This is a genomic window from Alteromonas sp. CyTr2 (assembly GCF_947311905.1).
Taxonomy (GTDB): domain Bacteria; phylum Pseudomonadota; class Gammaproteobacteria; order Enterobacterales; family Alteromonadaceae; genus Alteromonas; species Alteromonas macleodii.
In genome coordinates this window covers 85,760-101,954 of record NZ_CAMZMZ010000012.1, presented here as the reverse complement: position 1 = coordinate 101,954, position 16,195 = coordinate 85,760, and the positions used below count along the sequence as shown (strand labels likewise).

The 16,195-nt window shown below is 45.0% G+C and carries 12 protein-coding genes and 1 pseudogene; 10 read left to right on the top strand and 3 right to left on the bottom strand.

Annotation, left to right across the window (positions count from 1 at the left end):
• Window positions 1-246 precede the first annotated feature (246 nt).
• From QME20_RS09020 to QME20_RS09010, 3 genes are read left to right on the top strand one after another with little or no spacing between them, the layout of a single operon-like run.
• Window positions 247-1,122, top strand: coding sequence for a BadF/BadG/BcrA/BcrD ATPase family protein (locus QME20_RS09020; RefSeq protein ID WP_168462641.1), 876 nt, complete (start codon window positions 247-249; stop codon window positions 1,120-1,122).
• Window positions 1,119-2,261, top strand: a complete 1,143-nt coding sequence (gene nagA / locus QME20_RS09015; RefSeq protein ID WP_168462640.1) for an N-acetylglucosamine-6-phosphate deacetylase — start codon at window positions 1,119-1,121, stop codon at window positions 2,259-2,261. The genes QME20_RS09020 and nagA overlap by 4 nt, the downstream gene beginning before the upstream one ends.
• A 47-nt stretch (window positions 2,262-2,308) precedes the next feature.
• The gene (locus QME20_RS09010) at window positions 2,309-3,214 is read left to right on the top strand and encodes a hypothetical protein (protein ID WP_281715809.1); all 906 of its coding nucleotides are present in this window, start codon (window positions 2,309-2,311) and stop codon (window positions 3,212-3,214) included.
• A 96-nt stretch (window positions 3,215-3,310) separates the two neighbouring features.
• Here QME20_RS09010 and QME20_RS09005 read toward each other — a convergent pair whose 3' ends face one another.
• On the bottom strand, window positions 3,311-4,903 hold the full coding sequence (locus QME20_RS09005) for an ABC-F family ATPase (RefSeq protein WP_281715808.1): 1,593 nt from the start codon (window positions 4,901-4,903) through the stop codon (window positions 3,311-3,313).
• Between the two features lie 655 nt (window positions 4,904-5,558).
• On the opposite strand from QME20_RS09005, the gene QME20_RS09000 reads away from it, so the two are divergent.
• From QME20_RS09000 to QME20_RS08990, 3 genes are all read left to right on the top strand, one after another.
• Window positions 5,559-5,939, top strand: a complete 381-nt coding sequence (locus tag QME20_RS09000) for a PA2779 family protein (RefSeq protein WP_061094346.1) — start codon at window positions 5,559-5,561, stop codon at window positions 5,937-5,939.
• Between the two features lie 4 nt (window positions 5,940-5,943).
• Window positions 5,944-6,873 carry a PA2778 family cysteine peptidase gene (locus QME20_RS08995; RefSeq protein ID WP_061094347.1) on the top strand — a complete coding sequence of 310 codons (930 nt, stop codon included), beginning with the start codon at window positions 5,944-5,946 and terminating at the stop codon, window positions 6,871-6,873.
• Window positions 6,874-7,187: 314 nt separating this feature from the next.
• Window positions 7,188-8,291: a mechanosensitive ion channel family protein gene (locus tag QME20_RS08990; RefSeq protein WP_061094348.1), complete on the top strand. Its 1,104-nt coding sequence runs from the start codon at window positions 7,188-7,190 to the stop codon at window positions 8,289-8,291.
• A gap of 82 nt (window positions 8,292-8,373) precedes the next feature.
• On the opposite strand, the gene QME20_RS08985 is transcribed toward QME20_RS08990, so the two are convergent.
• Window positions 8,374-8,949 (bottom strand): outer membrane beta-barrel protein, encoded by a 576-nt coding sequence (locus QME20_RS08985; RefSeq protein ID WP_281715807.1) that lies wholly within the window; start codon window positions 8,947-8,949, stop codon window positions 8,374-8,376.
• Here QME20_RS08985 and QME20_RS08980 point away from each other — a divergent pair.
• Entirely contained in the window at window positions 8,843-9,322 is a 480-nt protein-coding gene (locus tag QME20_RS08980; protein WP_081099426.1) for a DMT family transporter, read from the top strand. The two genes, QME20_RS08985 and QME20_RS08980, sit on opposite strands and share 107 nt — an antisense overlap.
• A gap of 69 nt (window positions 9,323-9,391) precedes the next feature.
• On the opposite strand, the gene QME20_RS08975 is transcribed toward QME20_RS08980, so the two are convergent.
• On the bottom strand, window positions 9,392-11,713 hold the full coding sequence (locus QME20_RS08975; protein WP_230962272.1) for a TonB-dependent receptor: 2,322 nt from the start codon (window positions 11,711-11,713) through the stop codon (window positions 9,392-9,394).
• Window positions 11,714-12,025: 312 nt separating this feature from the next.
• On the opposite strand from QME20_RS08975, the pseudogene QME20_RS08970 reads away from it, so the two are divergent.
• From QME20_RS08970 to rbbA, 3 genes and pseudogenes are all read left to right on the top strand, one after another.
• Window positions 12,026-12,264 (top strand): annotated as a pseudogene (locus QME20_RS08970) (DUF6444 domain-containing protein); the annotation flags it as partial.
• 146 nt (window positions 12,265-12,410) lie between these two features.
• On the top strand, window positions 12,411-13,463 hold the full coding sequence (locus tag QME20_RS08965; RefSeq protein ID WP_053103809.1) for an HlyD family efflux transporter periplasmic adaptor subunit: 1,053 nt from the start codon (window positions 12,411-12,413) through the stop codon (window positions 13,461-13,463).
• Window positions 13,463-16,195: a ribosome-associated ATPase/putative transporter RbbA gene (gene rbbA / locus QME20_RS08960; protein WP_061484848.1), complete on the top strand. Its 2,733-nt coding sequence runs from the start codon at window positions 13,463-13,465 to the stop codon at window positions 16,193-16,195. Before QME20_RS08965 ends, rbbA begins: the two co-directional genes overlap by 1 nt.

Sequence of the window (16,195 nt, the reverse complement as noted above, 5' to 3'; positions counted from 1 at the left end):
ATGCGAACAACCATCAAGGCTAGAAGTCAATTGACTTCACGAAAAAGCCGAATATATGGCAGCAATGAATCACGTTAATAAATCAACACGGTGTCTTGCAATCGGAGAGGGTCATATATGGTATAAGGGCCTTCAGGTAACGTGAAAAGCTGCATTACTGGCAAGAAAGCAAGTTATTCTGTGAAATCGGTGTGGTAAAGTGCATACAACAAGTTGTATTGAATAGTTTAGAGAAGCAGGTAACCCGTGAGTTACAAATATGTAGTGGGTATTGACGGTGGTGGCACCCGGTGCCGTGCATTGTTGCAAGATATTGATGGCAATACATTAGGTGAAGGGGCGGCAGGCCCTGCAAATATAATGACCAACCCCGAACAAGCAATGGGGTCGGTAATAGATGCAACGTTAGACGCAATAGAAAGTGCTGCGTTGCCGATTACATGCGAAGAAGTGTTGCTAGCTGCCGGATTGGCAGGGGCGAATATTCCTCAAGCAAAGCAGTCTTTTTTGGAGTTAGACAACCCATTTGCCGATACCGTGGTAATAAGTGATTTACACGCCGCTTGTTTGGGCGCGCACGATAATCAGTCTGGAGCCCTTATTATTTGCGGTACAGGTTCAGCGGCAACCCATTACGACAAGGGTGTGTTCACTGACAAAGGTGGTTACGGCCTGCAAGTTGGCGATGATGCAAGTGGTGCGTGGTTGGGCTTATCAGCTATAAAGCATGTACTGCTTTCTTATGACGGCGTAGAGCCCGTTAGTGAACTAAAGAACCGAGTTTGTGAACACCTTAATTTAGCGTCACCTCAGCAATTAGTGACCTTGGTGGCAAATTACAACGCTGCAGATTTTGGTGATATTGCCCCAGTGGTTATACAGGCTTATCGAGACCAGTGTGCCGCCGCGACCTCTCTTATTCGAAAGGGAGCAAATTACCTCAATCAGTTGGGTGAAGCATTGATTAATCAGGCTTCTACATTGCCGCTATGTTTAGTTGGTGGCCTTGCTGATGTTTACACGCCTTTACTTTCGCCTTCTATCTCTTCTAATTTAACAGCGCCGCTAAAAAGTGCTGAATATGGCGCTATCAGCTTTGCCAAAAGAGTAAAAAGCGAATGAAAGAATCGATTACTGTCGAGCAGGTTTTAACGCCAAAAGGTTGGCTTGAAAACCAGACAATCACAGCTGATAGCGGCAAGATAGTCAGTATTAGCGATGCGACCTCAGCAGAGCTCAGTAGTATTTACAACGGAAAGCTCATTCCCGGTTATTTCGACACGCAAGTGAACGGCGGTGGTGGTGTGCTTTTTAACCATAGCCCTTCTGCCGCTATAGTAGAAACCATGGCGCTGGCTCATCTTCGTTTCGGCACAACGTCCATGTTGCCAACTATCATTACCGATAATGCTTCAACAATGGCTCAGGCGGCGGATGCCATTGCGGAAGTAATGGCGGGCGGCCCAGAGTGCATTAAAGCGTTAATAAAAGGAATTCACTTTGAGGGGCCCTTTTTGAGCAAGGCAAAAAAGGGCGTGCACGAAGCACAATTTATAAGAACGCCTTCTGACGTAGAGCTTGCAACCTTATGTCGCAAAGACATTGGTAAAGTCTTACTTACGGTCGCACCAGAAACGGTGAGTACTAGCTTCATAAAAGAAATGGTTGCTGAAGGAGTTGTGGTTGCAATTGGGCACACCAATGCCAGCTATGAGCAAGTTCAGGCGGCTATCGACGCGGGAGCTACAGGCTTTACGCATTTGTACAACGCTATGTCTGCATTAACCTCCCGGGAGCCTGGGGCCGTTGGTGCCGCGTTGCTTAATGACAGAGTATATTGTGGTTTTATTATCGATCATCACCACTTACACCGCAAAAGTGCTGAGTTGGCATTAAACGTGAAAACTGCCAACCGCGCCATGTTGGTTACCGATGCTATGGCGCATGTGGGCAGTGATATTGAGCGTCTTCACTTTTTTAATACCGAGATCGTTAGGCATGGCGATAAACTGACTACGCCAGACGGCAAAACACTGGCTGGCTCGTGCTTGGATATGCATAGTGCAGTTTTGAATACGCACAATGATTGCGGTGTAACGTTAGAAGATGCGAGCAAAATGGCGAGTGCCACGCCGGCTCAATTTATGGGGCTAGAGAGTGACATAGGCAGCATTACAGAAGGTCAGCGCGCAGACTTTTTACTGCTTAATTCCGCCAATGCACTGACCCACGTTTTCAGTAATATGAGAATGGTCTTTTAGGTAGAAATTTAGTATTAACTTAAATGGCTTTGAAATAAGGAAGTGTTATGAAGTTTGTGACAAAGTTTACTGTTCTGTTAGCCGTATTAATGTTGGCTGCAGGGTGTGTTACGCAACGAGGTATGGATTCTGGCGAAAGCGTTCCTTCTCAACCTAAGAGCGAGGAAGCCACGCCAACTGAAAGCACAGAGCAAGAAGATGTGGTGCAAGATGGCGACAGCGTAAATGATGGAACCACGAAAGGCGAATCGACTAAAGAGCCAGTTAGCAAGCCAGTTGCTCCACCAAAACCAAAAGTTGGCGTATGGGTTAGCGCTAAAAAGTTTCCCACTCACACGCATATCGGTACCACTAAATTTAACAATTTTACGAAAGAATATAGCTACGACTGGCAATTGAACAACACGCTGTATAGCACATTCAAAAAAGCCATTGAGCAAAACAGTCGTTTCACTACTGTAGATATTTCGTCGATGGTAGGCGACGCAGGCGCTCTCGATTTTGTGATGGGTGAAGGCGGGAACGGGTCTTTTAATGAAAAGCAAAACACGTTAAGAAAATCATTGTTAGACAAAGGCATTGCCACTGTGATTATTGTTGAAGAAGCGCCGACGGTGGCTATTACCGAGTGCGGTACTTATGGATGTTCAGAGCATCAAAGCAAAGGGTTCGGACTGTTTACGCGTAGTTTTTTGGGTACCGATCACTATATTGCTTCGGCAAGCTTTAACGTTAGTATTGAGCGTTTAGACAAGCCAGTTGATATCTTAACGCTGCCAGTGTTTACCGAATTTCAAGATGATGCGCTAAAAAATGAGCGTGTTGAAGATTTCACACCGCCAGATAACTTTGATGAAATAACGGAACAAGAGTTAGCGCCAATTAAAAATACGATTGTTAACTACTTTGACCGCTTAGCGACAGCGGTTGGCAAGTATTTATCTGGTCAGTAAGCTTTTAATATACTGAAACAAAAAACGGGCACTTAAATAAGTGCCCGTTTTGTTATGTGGCTCACTTCATCTATTGATGAAGGCATCGATATATAATTACGCGTTTTCTTTATGCGCCAAAAACTCTTCGTAGTTTCCATCGAAGTGATTCAGTTTCTTGTCTTTAATTTCGATGATTTGCGTCGCCAGTGACGAAACGAATTCACGGTCGTGACTAACAAAAATAACAGTGCCATCAAACTTGTATAGCGCATTGTTCAAGGCTTCAATCGACTCCATGTCCATGTGGTTAGTGGGTTCATCCATTACCAATACGTTGATGTCTTGAAGCATTAGCTTTCCAAACAGCAAACGGTTTTTCTCACCACCAGAACATACCTGCACGCGTTTGTTGAAGTCGTCAGACGTAAATAGCAAACGTCCTAACATACCTTTTATTTGCAGGTCATCGTGTTTGGGGCTACGCCATTGGCTCATCCACTCAAACATAGTGATATCTTCGGCAAAGTATTTAGCGTTATCCTGCGGAATGTAACCAATCGCAGCGTTTTCAGCCCACTTATAGCTACCTGCGGTAGGTTCAATGTCATTAACCAAACACTTCAAAAGCGTGGTTTTGCCGGCCCCGTTCTCACCAATAATCGCCAAGCGCTGACCTGCTTCTAATAGCAAGTTAGCATTGTCGAATAGCGGAAGATCTGGGTAGCTATGGCCTAGCTCTTCAAGAGTAATAGCAAGTCGGTGAAGTTTCTTATGTTGGTTAAACACAATATAAGGCTTACGACGGCTAGACGCTTTTACCTCAGCTAATTCAATTTTCTCAAGACGGCGGGCACGCGAGGTGGCTTGTTTCGCTTTCGATGCGTTGGCAGAGAATCGCGCTACGAAGCTCTGTAGCTCTTCAATTTCCGCTGACTTCTTAGCATTCTCTGCATGAAGCTGTTCTTGAACGAGCATGGCAGCTTGAATGTAGTCGTCGTAGTTACCCGGATAAACGCGCAGCTCACCATAGTCGATATCGGCCATGTGCGTGCATACAGAGTTTAGAAAGTGTCTGTCGTGCGAAATAATAAGCATGGTCGATTTACGTTTGTTCAGCTCTTCAGCTAGCCAACTGATGGTGTAGATATCCAAGTTGTTGGTTGGTTCGTCTAGAAGCAGAATGTCAGGCTCGGCAAATAACGCCTGCGCCAAAAGCACACGTACTTTTTTACCGGGCGCGACTTCTTTCATAAGACCAAAATGATAGCTTTCGTCGATGCCTGCAGAGTTTAAGATATCGCCAGCGCGTGCTTCAGCAGTGTAACCATCCATCTCGGCAAATTGGGTTTCCAAGTCCGCCACGCGCATGCCATCTTCTTCGCTCATTTCAGCCTTGCTGTAAATGGCGTCGCGCTCTTGTTTAACTTCCCATAGTTCACGGTCACCCATGATAACGGTATCGACTACGCTAAACTCTTCAAACGCAAACTGGTCCTGACTCAAGATACCTAGCTTTGTGCCTGGCGCCATAGAAACGTTGCCCGACGATGGAGTAAGTTTACCGCTTAGAATTTTCATAAAGGTAGACTTGCCACAACCGTTTGCACCAATTAGGCCGTATCGGTTGCTGTTGCCGAATTTTGCGGAAATATTTTCAAATAATGGCTTAGAGCCAAACTGCATTGTGATATTTGCGGTGGTAATCAAAACAGGTATCCAGGGGTAAAACGATGAGAAGAGATAGTAGTGAAAGCGGTTGTCACTTCACTAATATATAAAAGCGCGCGCACTATAAGGAATTGAGGGCTACATGTCGAGGGAATTTTGAACAGTTTTTGCGCTGATGTGCTTTTTATCCAAACGCTAAAGAAAGTATTAACCCCGATGCTGTCTTTTATAGCGTGTTTTTGTCAAAAATTGCACCTGAAACTTAACTCCGTATGGTATGAGACGTGAAATAGGCGTTTCGAAACACTCGCTCATTCCACAGAGTGACTCTTATTGATTGTTGCTCTTTTTAAATTAGCGGCAAGCAAATAATTCCAGCATAAAGAAAATATTACATAAAAGTCAGCGCGCGGTGATGCATCAATGCAAAATTAACGAATAAAGCTTTGACCAATATTTTTCGCATAAAGGTCATATAAATCGTTACTTTAAAGAGAAAAAATGGAACCCTGTCTATTATCAAAAAACGCCTTTTTAGTTGGTCTTAATCTTGCTGTGCTTATCTACTGAAAATAAACCGCAGAGCGCAAATGCGTCTGCTGAATCAGTGCGAAGTTTTATTTCACTCTAGTTTATCGTGAGTTAGGTAACGCAAAAGAAGAATAAAACTGGGCATTTTAAAGAGGGAAACATCATGAAATTTTTGAAAAAAATTGCGATTGGTTGCTTTTCGGCAACGGTTTTAATGTCAGGCAGCGTGCATGCAGAAGCAATTAGCTCAGATTCCGTAATGCAAACTCAAGCCGCTTACTACAATAAGCAGCAGCTAATTGACATGGTTAATCGTGCAGACGTGCAGAGTAAATTGGTTAGCTTAGGTGTAGATAGCAACCAGGCTATCGCCAGAATCAACGGCATGACCGACAGCGAAATTGCGCAATTAAATGATGAAATTAATAAAGCGCCAGCGGGTGGCGTTGTAGGCGCAGTACTTACTGTACTTGCTATTATCGCAATTTTGGACCTAATTGGAGTAACTGACGTTTACCCATTTATTCGTCCAGTGAACAGTTAATTGAATGATCAATTCAGTTAAAAAGGCCTGCGCGTTAGCAGGCCTTTCGCTTCTATTTTTGCTTTCAGGCTGTCAGTCCACACCTCAGGCTGACAAGCTGCGGCAAGAGGGACTAGCCTCTTTACCTGAATCTCACACTATTCAATCTGTTCCGTTTTTCCCCCAAGAACAGTTTTATTGCGGGCCTACCACACTATCTGAAGTGTTTGGTTACTATGGTGAAAGCACCTCTCCAAATGATATTGCGCCTAAGTTGTTCATTCCCAATAAAGAAGGGAGTTTACAACTCGAAATGGTGAGCGCTACCCGACAATTTGGTTTCTTGCCATATACTGAGCGAGGCACGTTAACGTCAATTATGTCGTTAGTTAAAGACGATATCCCAGTGATTGTTTTTCAAAATTTGTCCATCCAGTTATTACCCCAATGGCACTACGCTGTTGTTATTGGGTTCGATAGTGATAAGGGGACGGTTACTTTACATACCGGCCTTACGCCTAATCACGAAATGTCGCTTGAGCTTTTTGAAAGAACGTGGGGAAGAGGAAATTACTGGTATTTGGCACCCGTTCCTCCTAATGTAACCTCGCCTGAGATGACACCGTTCACTTATGTAAGTGCGGCTTACGACATGCTTAAAGTGGGAGATAAAGCGCGTTCATTGGCGTTTTTGGAAACCGCGTCGCATACATGGCCAACGTACTGGTTAAGTTATTTCCTGATTGCCAATTATTACTTAGAGCAAAACGACAACCAAGCAGTGGCTTGGTTTAAGAAAGGCTATGAAGTAGGGCAGAACCAACATGTTTATGTTCACAACTACGTATTAGCTTTACGCGAAAACAACATGCCCGAGAAGGCAAATATAATTCTAAAACAGGGGCTTGAACGCTTTCCCGATAACGAAGCGCTGTTAACATTGGCTGAAAAATAAACCTCAACTTTAAGAGTATTCGCATTTACGTAAACGGAGTAGTCACCGCTCGACTCTGTGACGCGTTTAATGAAAAAAGTGCGGAAGACTACAGCGATCGTCTTTTTAAACTAGTCATAGGACTGAATCAACGACCCTTTTCCCTTGTGGCAGATATTAGCCAAGTTGAAGGTGCAACTCCTGAGGCCTGGTTTGTACAATGGACTTTGTAATACGAGCAAACAATTGGTGCACCTTTTGCCTCTTCTTTCTCGTACTAAGGTGTAGCTTAAAATAAAAAGTGCCTACTTATATATGCAGGAGCCCCGTCAGCCGTGGACAGCACTCAACTTCTTGAAAACCAGCAGGCAATAGCAATAGCCGGATTAGTAGGCGTTGTTATTGTGCTCTTCATTGTTAAACGACTTATTTTGGTGCGTTTGAAAGCTAAAGCGCGTTCAGAAAACAGCAGTATGTCTGATATCTATCGCGTGCTTGTGCTGTCGTTAAATGCCCCACTTAATTTGCTTATCTGGGTTATTTTCCTGCTGTTGGTTAAAAGTATTGTTTCAGTATTTCAGATAGAAGATGAAGGGGCGATTAAAGCGCTAACCATTGTTATCGAAGCTGGCCTCATCATTACTTTATTTCTCTTCTTCGAGCGTTTTGTCACTTACTCGTTGAGCCGTTATCGCGACCAGTCAACCATAGTTAAAAATACTAGCGCAATTGCTGGTGGAGCAGTTAGAGCGCTTTTTGCTGTATTAGCAATTTTGATTATATTAAGCACCATGGGGGTGTCGGTAACACCCATTGTTGCATCGTTAGGCATTACTTCGCTCGCAGTAGCACTAGCGCTACAGCCAACGCTTGAAAACTTCTTCTCGGGTATTCAGTTGGTAATGGATAAACCCATTCGTATAGGCGATTTCATCGAGCTGGATTCTGGAGAACAAGGTTTTGTTGAGAAAATAGGATGGCGCTCAACGTGGGTTAGAATGCTACCTAACAACATCGTGATCATGCCTAACAGTAAGTTGTCTAATTCAAAGTTGATTAACTACTACTACCCTGAACGCGAACTGTCGGTGCCTGTTGAAGTTGGCGTGCATTATAGCTCTGATTTAGAGCATGTTGAAAACGTATGTTTAGAGGTTGCCAATACAATTCTAGAGCAGCACGAGTTTGGTGTTGAAACTTATCAACCTTTTGTTCTGTTTCACACTTTCGACAATTCTAGTATCAACTTAACAGTAATGCTGAGAACCCGTGAGTACTTCAATCGCTTCTTCATAAAGAGCGCCTTCATAAAAATGCTTAAAAAGCGTTTTGATGAAGAAGGGATTGTCATTCCATTTCCAATTACTGCGCTCAATCTTGAGCAGGAAGGAGCAGCTAACCTGCCGACAGCGCCCGAACACATTAAGCCAAAAGGCTAAAGAGACTGGTTTGCGTAGCTCAATAAAAAAGCCACGTTGTGTAACGTGGCTTTGTTGCGAGTACGTTAACCCATCAAAGGTGTTAGAAGGTGTAACGTGCAGATACGCCTAGAAGGTCAACATCATCAGCGATAACGTAAGTCGCACCGAAAGAGAATTGTGGTGTAAAGAAATAGTCTGCGCCAATTTCAAAAGCTGTTTCGTCGTCTTCAATGTCGATATAGCGGATAGCACCGCGAAGCTCAAATTGCTCTGACAGCATTGAACGAATACCGGCAGTAATGCCATAGCCATTGTCGTCTTCACCCGAAATAGAGTCTAGTTCGACATCGATATTTACATATTCGTAAGTAACTTCACCAAAGAAGTCAGTATTCTGAGTTAGACCATATCTATAGCCGAAACCTGCAGACGCGTAGTCCAAATCAATATCAACACCAGATACATCTTCACCTAACTGACCATAACGACCTGTCAGGTATACATTTTCGTTAAGTGATTTGAAGCCTTGAATTTGAAAACCGCTAGGCTCGAAGTCGCCTGCGTCTTCAATGTCTGCTTGTACGTATCCAGCTTTAACAAAGTCATATGAAGGCGAAGCTGCGAAAGTATTTAAAGAAAGCGCGCCAAAGATACTGGCGAGAATAGTACGTTTCATTGTTTCTAATATCCTTTTAACAATAATTACTCCCAACCACTTCGGGAGCCTCATCATTATGGGGATGGATTTTAGAAATCAAATGGGCAACACGACTCGATTTTCACTATTCGACACCTTAAGTGTTGTAAGTTTTATCATTACAACGGCATTGCTATACAACATCGCGATTACCAAAATGGACCTGACCAAGGCGACTATTTTTAGCAATCTCATTCCTGTTTATACCATTGGATTTGCTTTTTGGTTGCTGGATGAGAGCCTGACAAGTAGTCAGTTGATGGCGTGTGGTTTAATTTTGTCTGGTGTGGTGCTGGGGCAATCTCGTCGTCGTAAAGCACCATTAAACGCTGCTCAAGAGGCTGTTGAATAGCCGGCGTAAAATGAAAAAGCGGCCGTGTTTTCCACGACCGCTTTTGGCAAGCTTTGTTAATTCAATGAATTAAAAACTCACCGTCACACCAGCCCAAAAGTTTCTGGCCTTGTCCTTAACGTTATAGTCGTCAGTAAAGTTCACTTCACTGGTCACGCCTCGGCCTGTGAGATATTCAAATTGGCCATCGCCATTGAGATCGTCATAGGTCACAGAGTAAGTGGTAAAGTCTCTATCGAGTAAGTTGTTTACTCGTAAATTTACGACTACGTATTCATTGAGTTGCCAGCGAGCACCTAAATGCAGCATGGTGTAACTTTTAAAATAGAGCTCGCGATCTAACGTAGAGTCGTAGCCACGGTATCTATCTGAACGAACCTCTGCTTGCAGATAAACATTCAAGTCGGCGTTAATATCCCAAGTAAGGTTGGCATTGGCCATGTGCTCTGCGGTATTGGTAAGTGGTAGGCCAATTTGAGAGCCGCTCTTTTGCTCGCTGTCAGTCCACGTATAGTTGGCATACAGCGACCAATCTTCAGTAATGCCATACCGGCCCGCAATTTCCACACCTTGCAGTTCTACTTTGTCGATATTGATGTTTTGGCTATAGGTGTCATAACCCAACTCATCATATTCCCCTAAGTTTACGCAAGGGCGAACGCCACCGGTTGTCGCACAACTTTGTACCGTATCACCACGTGCGATCTTGTCGTCAAAATCAGTTTTGAAGTAGGTAATATTGAAACTGTGGGCATCGCGACTCCAATACAGCGCGATCTCTGAGTTAACACTCGTTTCAGGCGTGAGCTCAGGGTTACCTGCAAATGGGCTGGTACCTTGACCACCGAAACCGGTAATGCCATCGTATAAATCGGTAGTTTCTGGTGTTTTATAACCCGTACTAACACCGCCTTTCACTGTCCAATAATCTGAAATATTGTAAACCGCGTAGATACGAGGGGAAGTCTGGCTACCGAATACATCGTGATTGTCATAACGGAAACCAGCGGTCACTGTCATATCGTCGATGAAACTCCAGTTATCTTCAAGGAACAATGAGTACATCTTTTGTTCCTGCACTGCGCCGGGCGAGCCAGACTCCAGACCAAACACACCGTCTTTTAACTCACCGTCAATAACTTGTGTACCCAATACCAAGTTGTGATCGCCCACAACGTCCTGGATCGGGATATCTAAACGCAAATCAAACGTGTATTGTTGACTTTCGAGTGGGCGAGCTGGGCGAGGTAAGAAAGTATCTTCAGCGAGGTCGCGACGCGCCTCTTCAGTTATGCCCTCATAATCGCCTGTACCATCGTACATTTGTTGCAGCAATTGACGTTCTGACACGCTAAGCGGCAAAGTACGTCCATTGTTTTGGGTGTCGACAAAAGACAGTGAGGCGGCAAGGGTACCAAAGTCCCATTTTCCATCATAAGTTAAGGCCCACCATTCACGGTCAAACTCTTGTTCAGCCGCATAGCCAGCACGTGGATTCACTTGGCCTCGACGACTCTGCCAGATACTTTCAATGCTATCGCGAGTACCCAGTGGGTAAATGATTTCGCCAGTTTCAAGGTTGAATTCTGGCGTATTGTCATACTCTTGGTGTGAGTTGTCGTAGTCGAAGCCAAATTCATGACCTTCTGCTGCGGTATAGTTTAAGCTGAATCCATAGTGTTCGCTGTTATTGTCAACGGTGCGGCCGCCACCGCCAAAGCCCAGCGATCGTATGTGCTCTACACCATTGGGATCAATCGCTGGTGCCAACTGTGGTGTTGACGCTTGTTGTTCGTATAAACTTCCACGAATGCCCAAGCTCAATACGTTATCAATCAGCGGGCCTGTTACCGAAAAGTCAGTGGTGATGTCGTTGCCGAAGTCGTTGTTAGTTTGCAGGCTGCGCCCGAAGGTAATATTACCGCCCCATTCGCTGCGATGTTTTTTGGTAATGACATTGATAACACCGCCGAGAGCGTCAGCGCCATACAAAGTAGAAGCTGGCCCGCGAATGACTTCGATTCGCTCAATGGTATCCAGTGGCGGCATGTGATTAAAGGCGTTACCACCGAAGTTGTTGGGGTAAATGTCACCATGGTTATTTTGGCGACGACCATCTATGAGTAGCAGGGTATATTCACCCGTTAGGCCACGCATACTGACGCTGCCTTGCCCTGTTTTATCTCGCGTTGTACCTATATCAATCCCTTCCTGAAATTGCACCGCGTCCAAAAGAGAAGTAAACGAACGCGCTTTGAGGTCTTCTGCTGTAATCACTGAAATACTGGCAGGAGCCTGAGTCAATTTTTGTTCGTATCCAGTGGCTGTCACAACTACGTGTTCGATGTTATCGGAGTCTGGAATTGCATTGGCAGAAACCATAGATACCATGCCTATATTAACGACGATGGCTAGAGTTGAATGGCGCATTCTCATTGAGATGTCCCTGTGTGAGTGTGTTTTATATTAGTGTTTTAAATCGGCGTACATAATAACTTTTGTAAAGATCATGTCAACGCTAATGAGAATGGTTTGCATTATAAGATGAAAAATGTTAGCGATATTTGATAGCACTACCTGAAAGGCAACCGTTAGCTAGGGCCCTAATAACAGTTAATTATATTTTTTCAATGATCTAGCGGTTCCTATTAATTGCTCCCGGCAGCCTGCCAAAGTGACTTTATCTCAAGCTAGAAATAAACATCAAAGCTACCCGTCGTAACGACCCTAGCTGAGGCTAACGAGCCAATCGGGGCGTAGGCGGGCCAGCTAACGACCTCGAAACCCGACTGAATAAGACCAGTCGTAATTCCTCACGTCCCTCCTTTTCTAATGGTACAGGTATGTCCTCCTTTTAACCGGCTGCAAAGGCTTCGGGTCGAAAGCGCGGTGCGCAATCTGGTCACAAAGGCAGTAAACGCATGTTCGCTGGTAGTATTGACATACACGCCAATAGGCAAAATAGTCAACCTACCAGAACTTTGATCCAGCGCAAAGCTTAAAGTACACCACCCAGTATACATTAGCTATTAACCTTGGCGCTTTCGCCACTTTTCACCTTTATTGATAAACCACAGGGAGCGTCACTGTGAAAAAAACGCCGTTTATTCTATCCATTATGTTCGTTGTGTTTTTAATTGTGGTTTTTAGTACTGTTTTCAGTGGCCCTGAAAATGTCGATGTGGTGTCAGGGAATGGCCGCATTGAAGCTACTGAAATTGGCATTTCTGCAAAAGTAGCAGGGCGTGTAGAAGAGATTTATGTCAGCGAAGGTGACAGAGTAACGGCGGGCGATGTGGTCGCCAAACTTGATACCACCACCATTAATAGCCAGCTTCAGCAGGCCAAGGCACAGCACCAGCAAGCCAAAAGTGCGGTAGAAGCTGCAAATATGGCTGTTGCACAGCGCCAAAGTGAAAAGTCAGCGCTTGAAGCCGCGCTGCTGCAAACTAAAGCCGAGCTAAAAGCAGCTGAAGCTCATGCTGCCCGTACTAATGAATTGGCAAAAACGGGCGCAGTGTCTAAACAATTAGCAGAAGATAACCTTACCAATGTTGAAAGCGCAAAGGCGGCGGTAAATGCAGCTAAGGCTCGTTTGACAGCGGCTGACGCCACCATTGAAGCTTCACGCGCGCAATACTACTCGGCACAAGCAGCGGTCAGCGCTGCTAATGCCACTATTGCGCAAATCCAATCTGAAATTAACGATATGGTGTTAAAAGCACCTCGTAATGGGCGTATTCAATACCGCGTAGTAGAGCCTGGCGAAGTTGTTGGTGCAGGTGGGCGTGTACTTAGTTTGGTCGACCTAACAAACGTATACATGACATTCTTTTTGCCTGCCTCGCAGGTGGGCAAGCTTACTATGGGCGGCGAAGCCCTTATTGTGCTAGATGCCGCGCCCGACATCGCTATTCCGGCCACCATTTCTTACGTTGCCGACGTAGCGCAATTTACTCCTAAGTCGGTTGAAACCCAAAGTGAGCGAGAAAAACTTATGTTCAGGGTTAAAGCGCAAATTCCTGAAAACTTATTAAAGCAGCACATTGAAAAAGTGAAAACAGGGTTGCCGGGTGAAGTATGGGTTAAGCTAAACGATACCGCTGAATGGCCTAGCGACCTACCTGAGCTTGTCGACTAATGGGCAACATTATTGAATGCAATTCGCTAACGGTTCGCTACAAAAGCACCACAGCTATTCACAATCTTGCGCTTTCTATTCCAGCGGGCCTAACGGTAGGCGTAATTGGCCCTGATGGAGTGGGCAAATCTACGTTGCTGTCGCTTATAGCTGGTGAGCGAGTTATGCAAAAGGGGCAGTTGCAGGTTCTTGGTGGCGATATGCGTGATGAAAAACACCGCGCCGCGATATGTTCTGATATTGCATACATGCCACAAGGCTTAGGCAAAAACTTATATCCCACGCTGTCTGTAGAAGAAAACTTACAGTTTTTTGCCAAACTTTTTGGGCACAATCGTGCTCAGCGTCGTGCACGAATAGATATCCTTACCAAACGAACCGGACTTTATCCATTTTTATCGCGCCCAGCTGGCAAGTTGTCGGGTGGTATGAAGCAAAAACTGGGGTTATGCTGTGCCCTAATACACGATCCCCGCTTGCTTATTTTAGATGAACCCACTACAGGGGTAGACCCCCTTGCCCGAAGTCAATTTTGGTCACTTATTAAAGATATACGGAAAACACAGCCAAATATTACCGTATTGGTAGCGACTGCCTATATGGATGAAGCCCAACAGTTCGATCATCTAATAGCGTTAAATGCAGGTGAGATACTGGCGAGCGGCTCACCGAGGTCACTGCTTAGTGAAACACAAACCAGTAATTTAGAAGCGGCATTTATTGCGCTTTTGCCGGCAGACGCAAAGCATGAACATCGCAGCGTAGTTGTGCAGCCTTATAAGGCTAGTGAGCATATGCAAACCGCGATTGAAGCTAAAAACCTTACTATGAAGTTCGGCGATTTTACGGCAGTAAATAACGTTAGCTTCACGATTGGTAAAGGAGAGATTTTCGGGTTTTTAGGGTCGAACGGCTGTGGTAAGTCTACCACCATGAAAATGCTTACTGGCCTGCTGCCGCAAACCTCTGGCGAGGCATGGTTGCTGGGCAGCCCTCTTGTTGCTAACGATATTAACACCCGCTACCGCGTAGGTTATATGTCGCAAAGCTTTTCTTTGTATACCGAATTAACCGTTCGGCAAAACCTTACGCTTCATGCCAAACTCTTCAAAGTAGCAAGCAGCGTATTAAATTCCCGCGTTGACGAAATGCTTAACCGCTTTGCATTAAGTCATCACCAACACAGCTTGCCCAACGACCTTCCTTTGGGTATTCGCCAGCGTCTGTCTTTGGCTGTGGCCATGGTGCATAGACCTGAAGTGTTAATACTCGATGAACCCACTTCTGGCGTCGATCCAGTTGCCCGAGATAACTTTTGGCAGTTACTTATTTCTCTGGCGCGAAAAGACGGCGTAACCATTTTTATCTCTACGCACTTTATGAACGAGGCAGTACGCTGCGATAGAATTTCCCTAATGCATGCAGGCGAAGTGCTGGTAACCGATACACCGCAGGCCATAAAAGCGTCTAAATCTGCAGATACGTTAGAGCAAGCGTTTATCGATTATTTAGTTGAGGCGCAAACGCCTGAGAACCAAACACAAAACACAGAGCAAAGCGCACCAGAAGGTGTTAGCGCAGATAAAGCCACGCCACCGAATAAACGAGCAAAAGGCTTACGGCGATTGTTAAGCTACGCCTCGCGTGAAACCCTTGAGCTTATCCGCGATCCCATTCGCTTAACCATGTCGTTCTTAGGCAGCATGGTGTTAATGGTAGTTATTGGCTATGGCATCACTATGGATGTCGATGACTTAAGCTATGCGGTATTCGACCGCGATCAAACTTCCACTAGTCTTAACTATCGCAATGCGTTATCGGGTTCGCGCTATTTCAATGAACAGCCAGTTATTACCAGTTATGCCGATATGGACAGGCGAATGAAAAGCGGAGAACTTTCATTGGCTGTGGAAATTCCTCCCGAATTTAGCCAAAAACTGCATAAAGGCGAACAAGTGGAAATAGGGGCATGGATTGATGGGGCTATGCCTTCAAGAGCCGAAACTATACAGGGCTATGTAACAGGTATTCACCTGAAATGGCTTTTGCAGCAAGCCTCACAAGCTAGCCAAGTGCAGTCGACCAGTAGTATTAATGTTGAGTCACGCTATTTGTATAACCCAGATGTTCGCAGCTTGGTGGCCATTGTACCTGCGGTAATGCCCATGTTGCTGTTGATGATACCTGCGCTTTTAACGTCGTTGGCGGTGGTGCGCGAAAAAGAGCTGGGTTCGATAATCAACTTATATGTTACGCCAGTTACACGCATAGAGTTTTTGTTGGGTAAGCAACTTCCTTATATCGCTACCTCGTTTGTTAGCTTCTTGCTGTTGGTTGCTATGGCGGTGTGGCTATTCAATATCCCACTGAAAGGGGATGTGATAGTGCTATGCCTTATAACGTTGTTATTCGTTACTTTTTCCACTAGCTTTGGTTTGTTGGCATCGGTTTTTACTAATAGTCAAATTGCCGCTATTTTGCTTACTACTATTGGCACTATGGTACCTGCCGTACAGTTTGCGGGCATGATAACACCGGTTTCTGCGTTAGAAGGGGCGGGGCGCGTAATAGGCGAGCTTCACCCTATTAGTTATTTTTTAACTGCTAGCAGGGGAATATTTAGCAAAGGTTTAGGTTTTGAAACCCTTGATTTTGCTGTGTTTGCCATAGCTATTTCTATACCAATTACACTGTGGCTTGCCACTGTTTTGTTACGCAAGCAGGAGCGCTGA

Excerpts from the sequence above, each read along its gene's own strand:
- QME20_RS09010 (WP_281715809.1), top strand. The coding sequence starts at position 2,309 with ATGAAGTTTGTGACAAAGTTTACTGTTCTGTTAGCCGTATTAATGTTG.
- QME20_RS09000 (WP_061094346.1), top strand. The coding sequence starts at position 5,559 with ATGAAATTTTTGAAAAAAATTGCGATTGGTTGCTTTTCGGCAACGGTT.
- rbbA (WP_061484848.1), top strand. The coding sequence starts at position 13,463 with ATGGGCAACATTATTGAATGCAATTCGCTAACGGTTCGCTACAAAAGC.
- QME20_RS08985 (WP_281715807.1), bottom strand. The coding sequence starts at position 8,949 with ATGAAACGTACTATTCTCGCCAGTATCTTTGGCGCGCTTTCTTTAAAT.
- QME20_RS08980 (WP_081099426.1), top strand. The coding sequence starts at position 8,843 with ATGTCTGCTTGTACGTATCCAGCTTTAACAAAGTCATATGAAGGCGAA.
- QME20_RS08975 (WP_230962272.1), bottom strand. The coding sequence starts at position 11,713 with ATGGTATCTATGGTTTCTGCCAATGCAATTCCAGACTCCGATAACATC.
- nagA (WP_168462640.1), top strand. The coding sequence starts at position 1,119 with ATGAAAGAATCGATTACTGTCGAGCAGGTTTTAACGCCAAAAGGTTGG.
- QME20_RS08995 (WP_061094347.1), top strand. The coding sequence starts at position 5,944 with ATGATCAATTCAGTTAAAAAGGCCTGCGCGTTAGCAGGCCTTTCGCTT.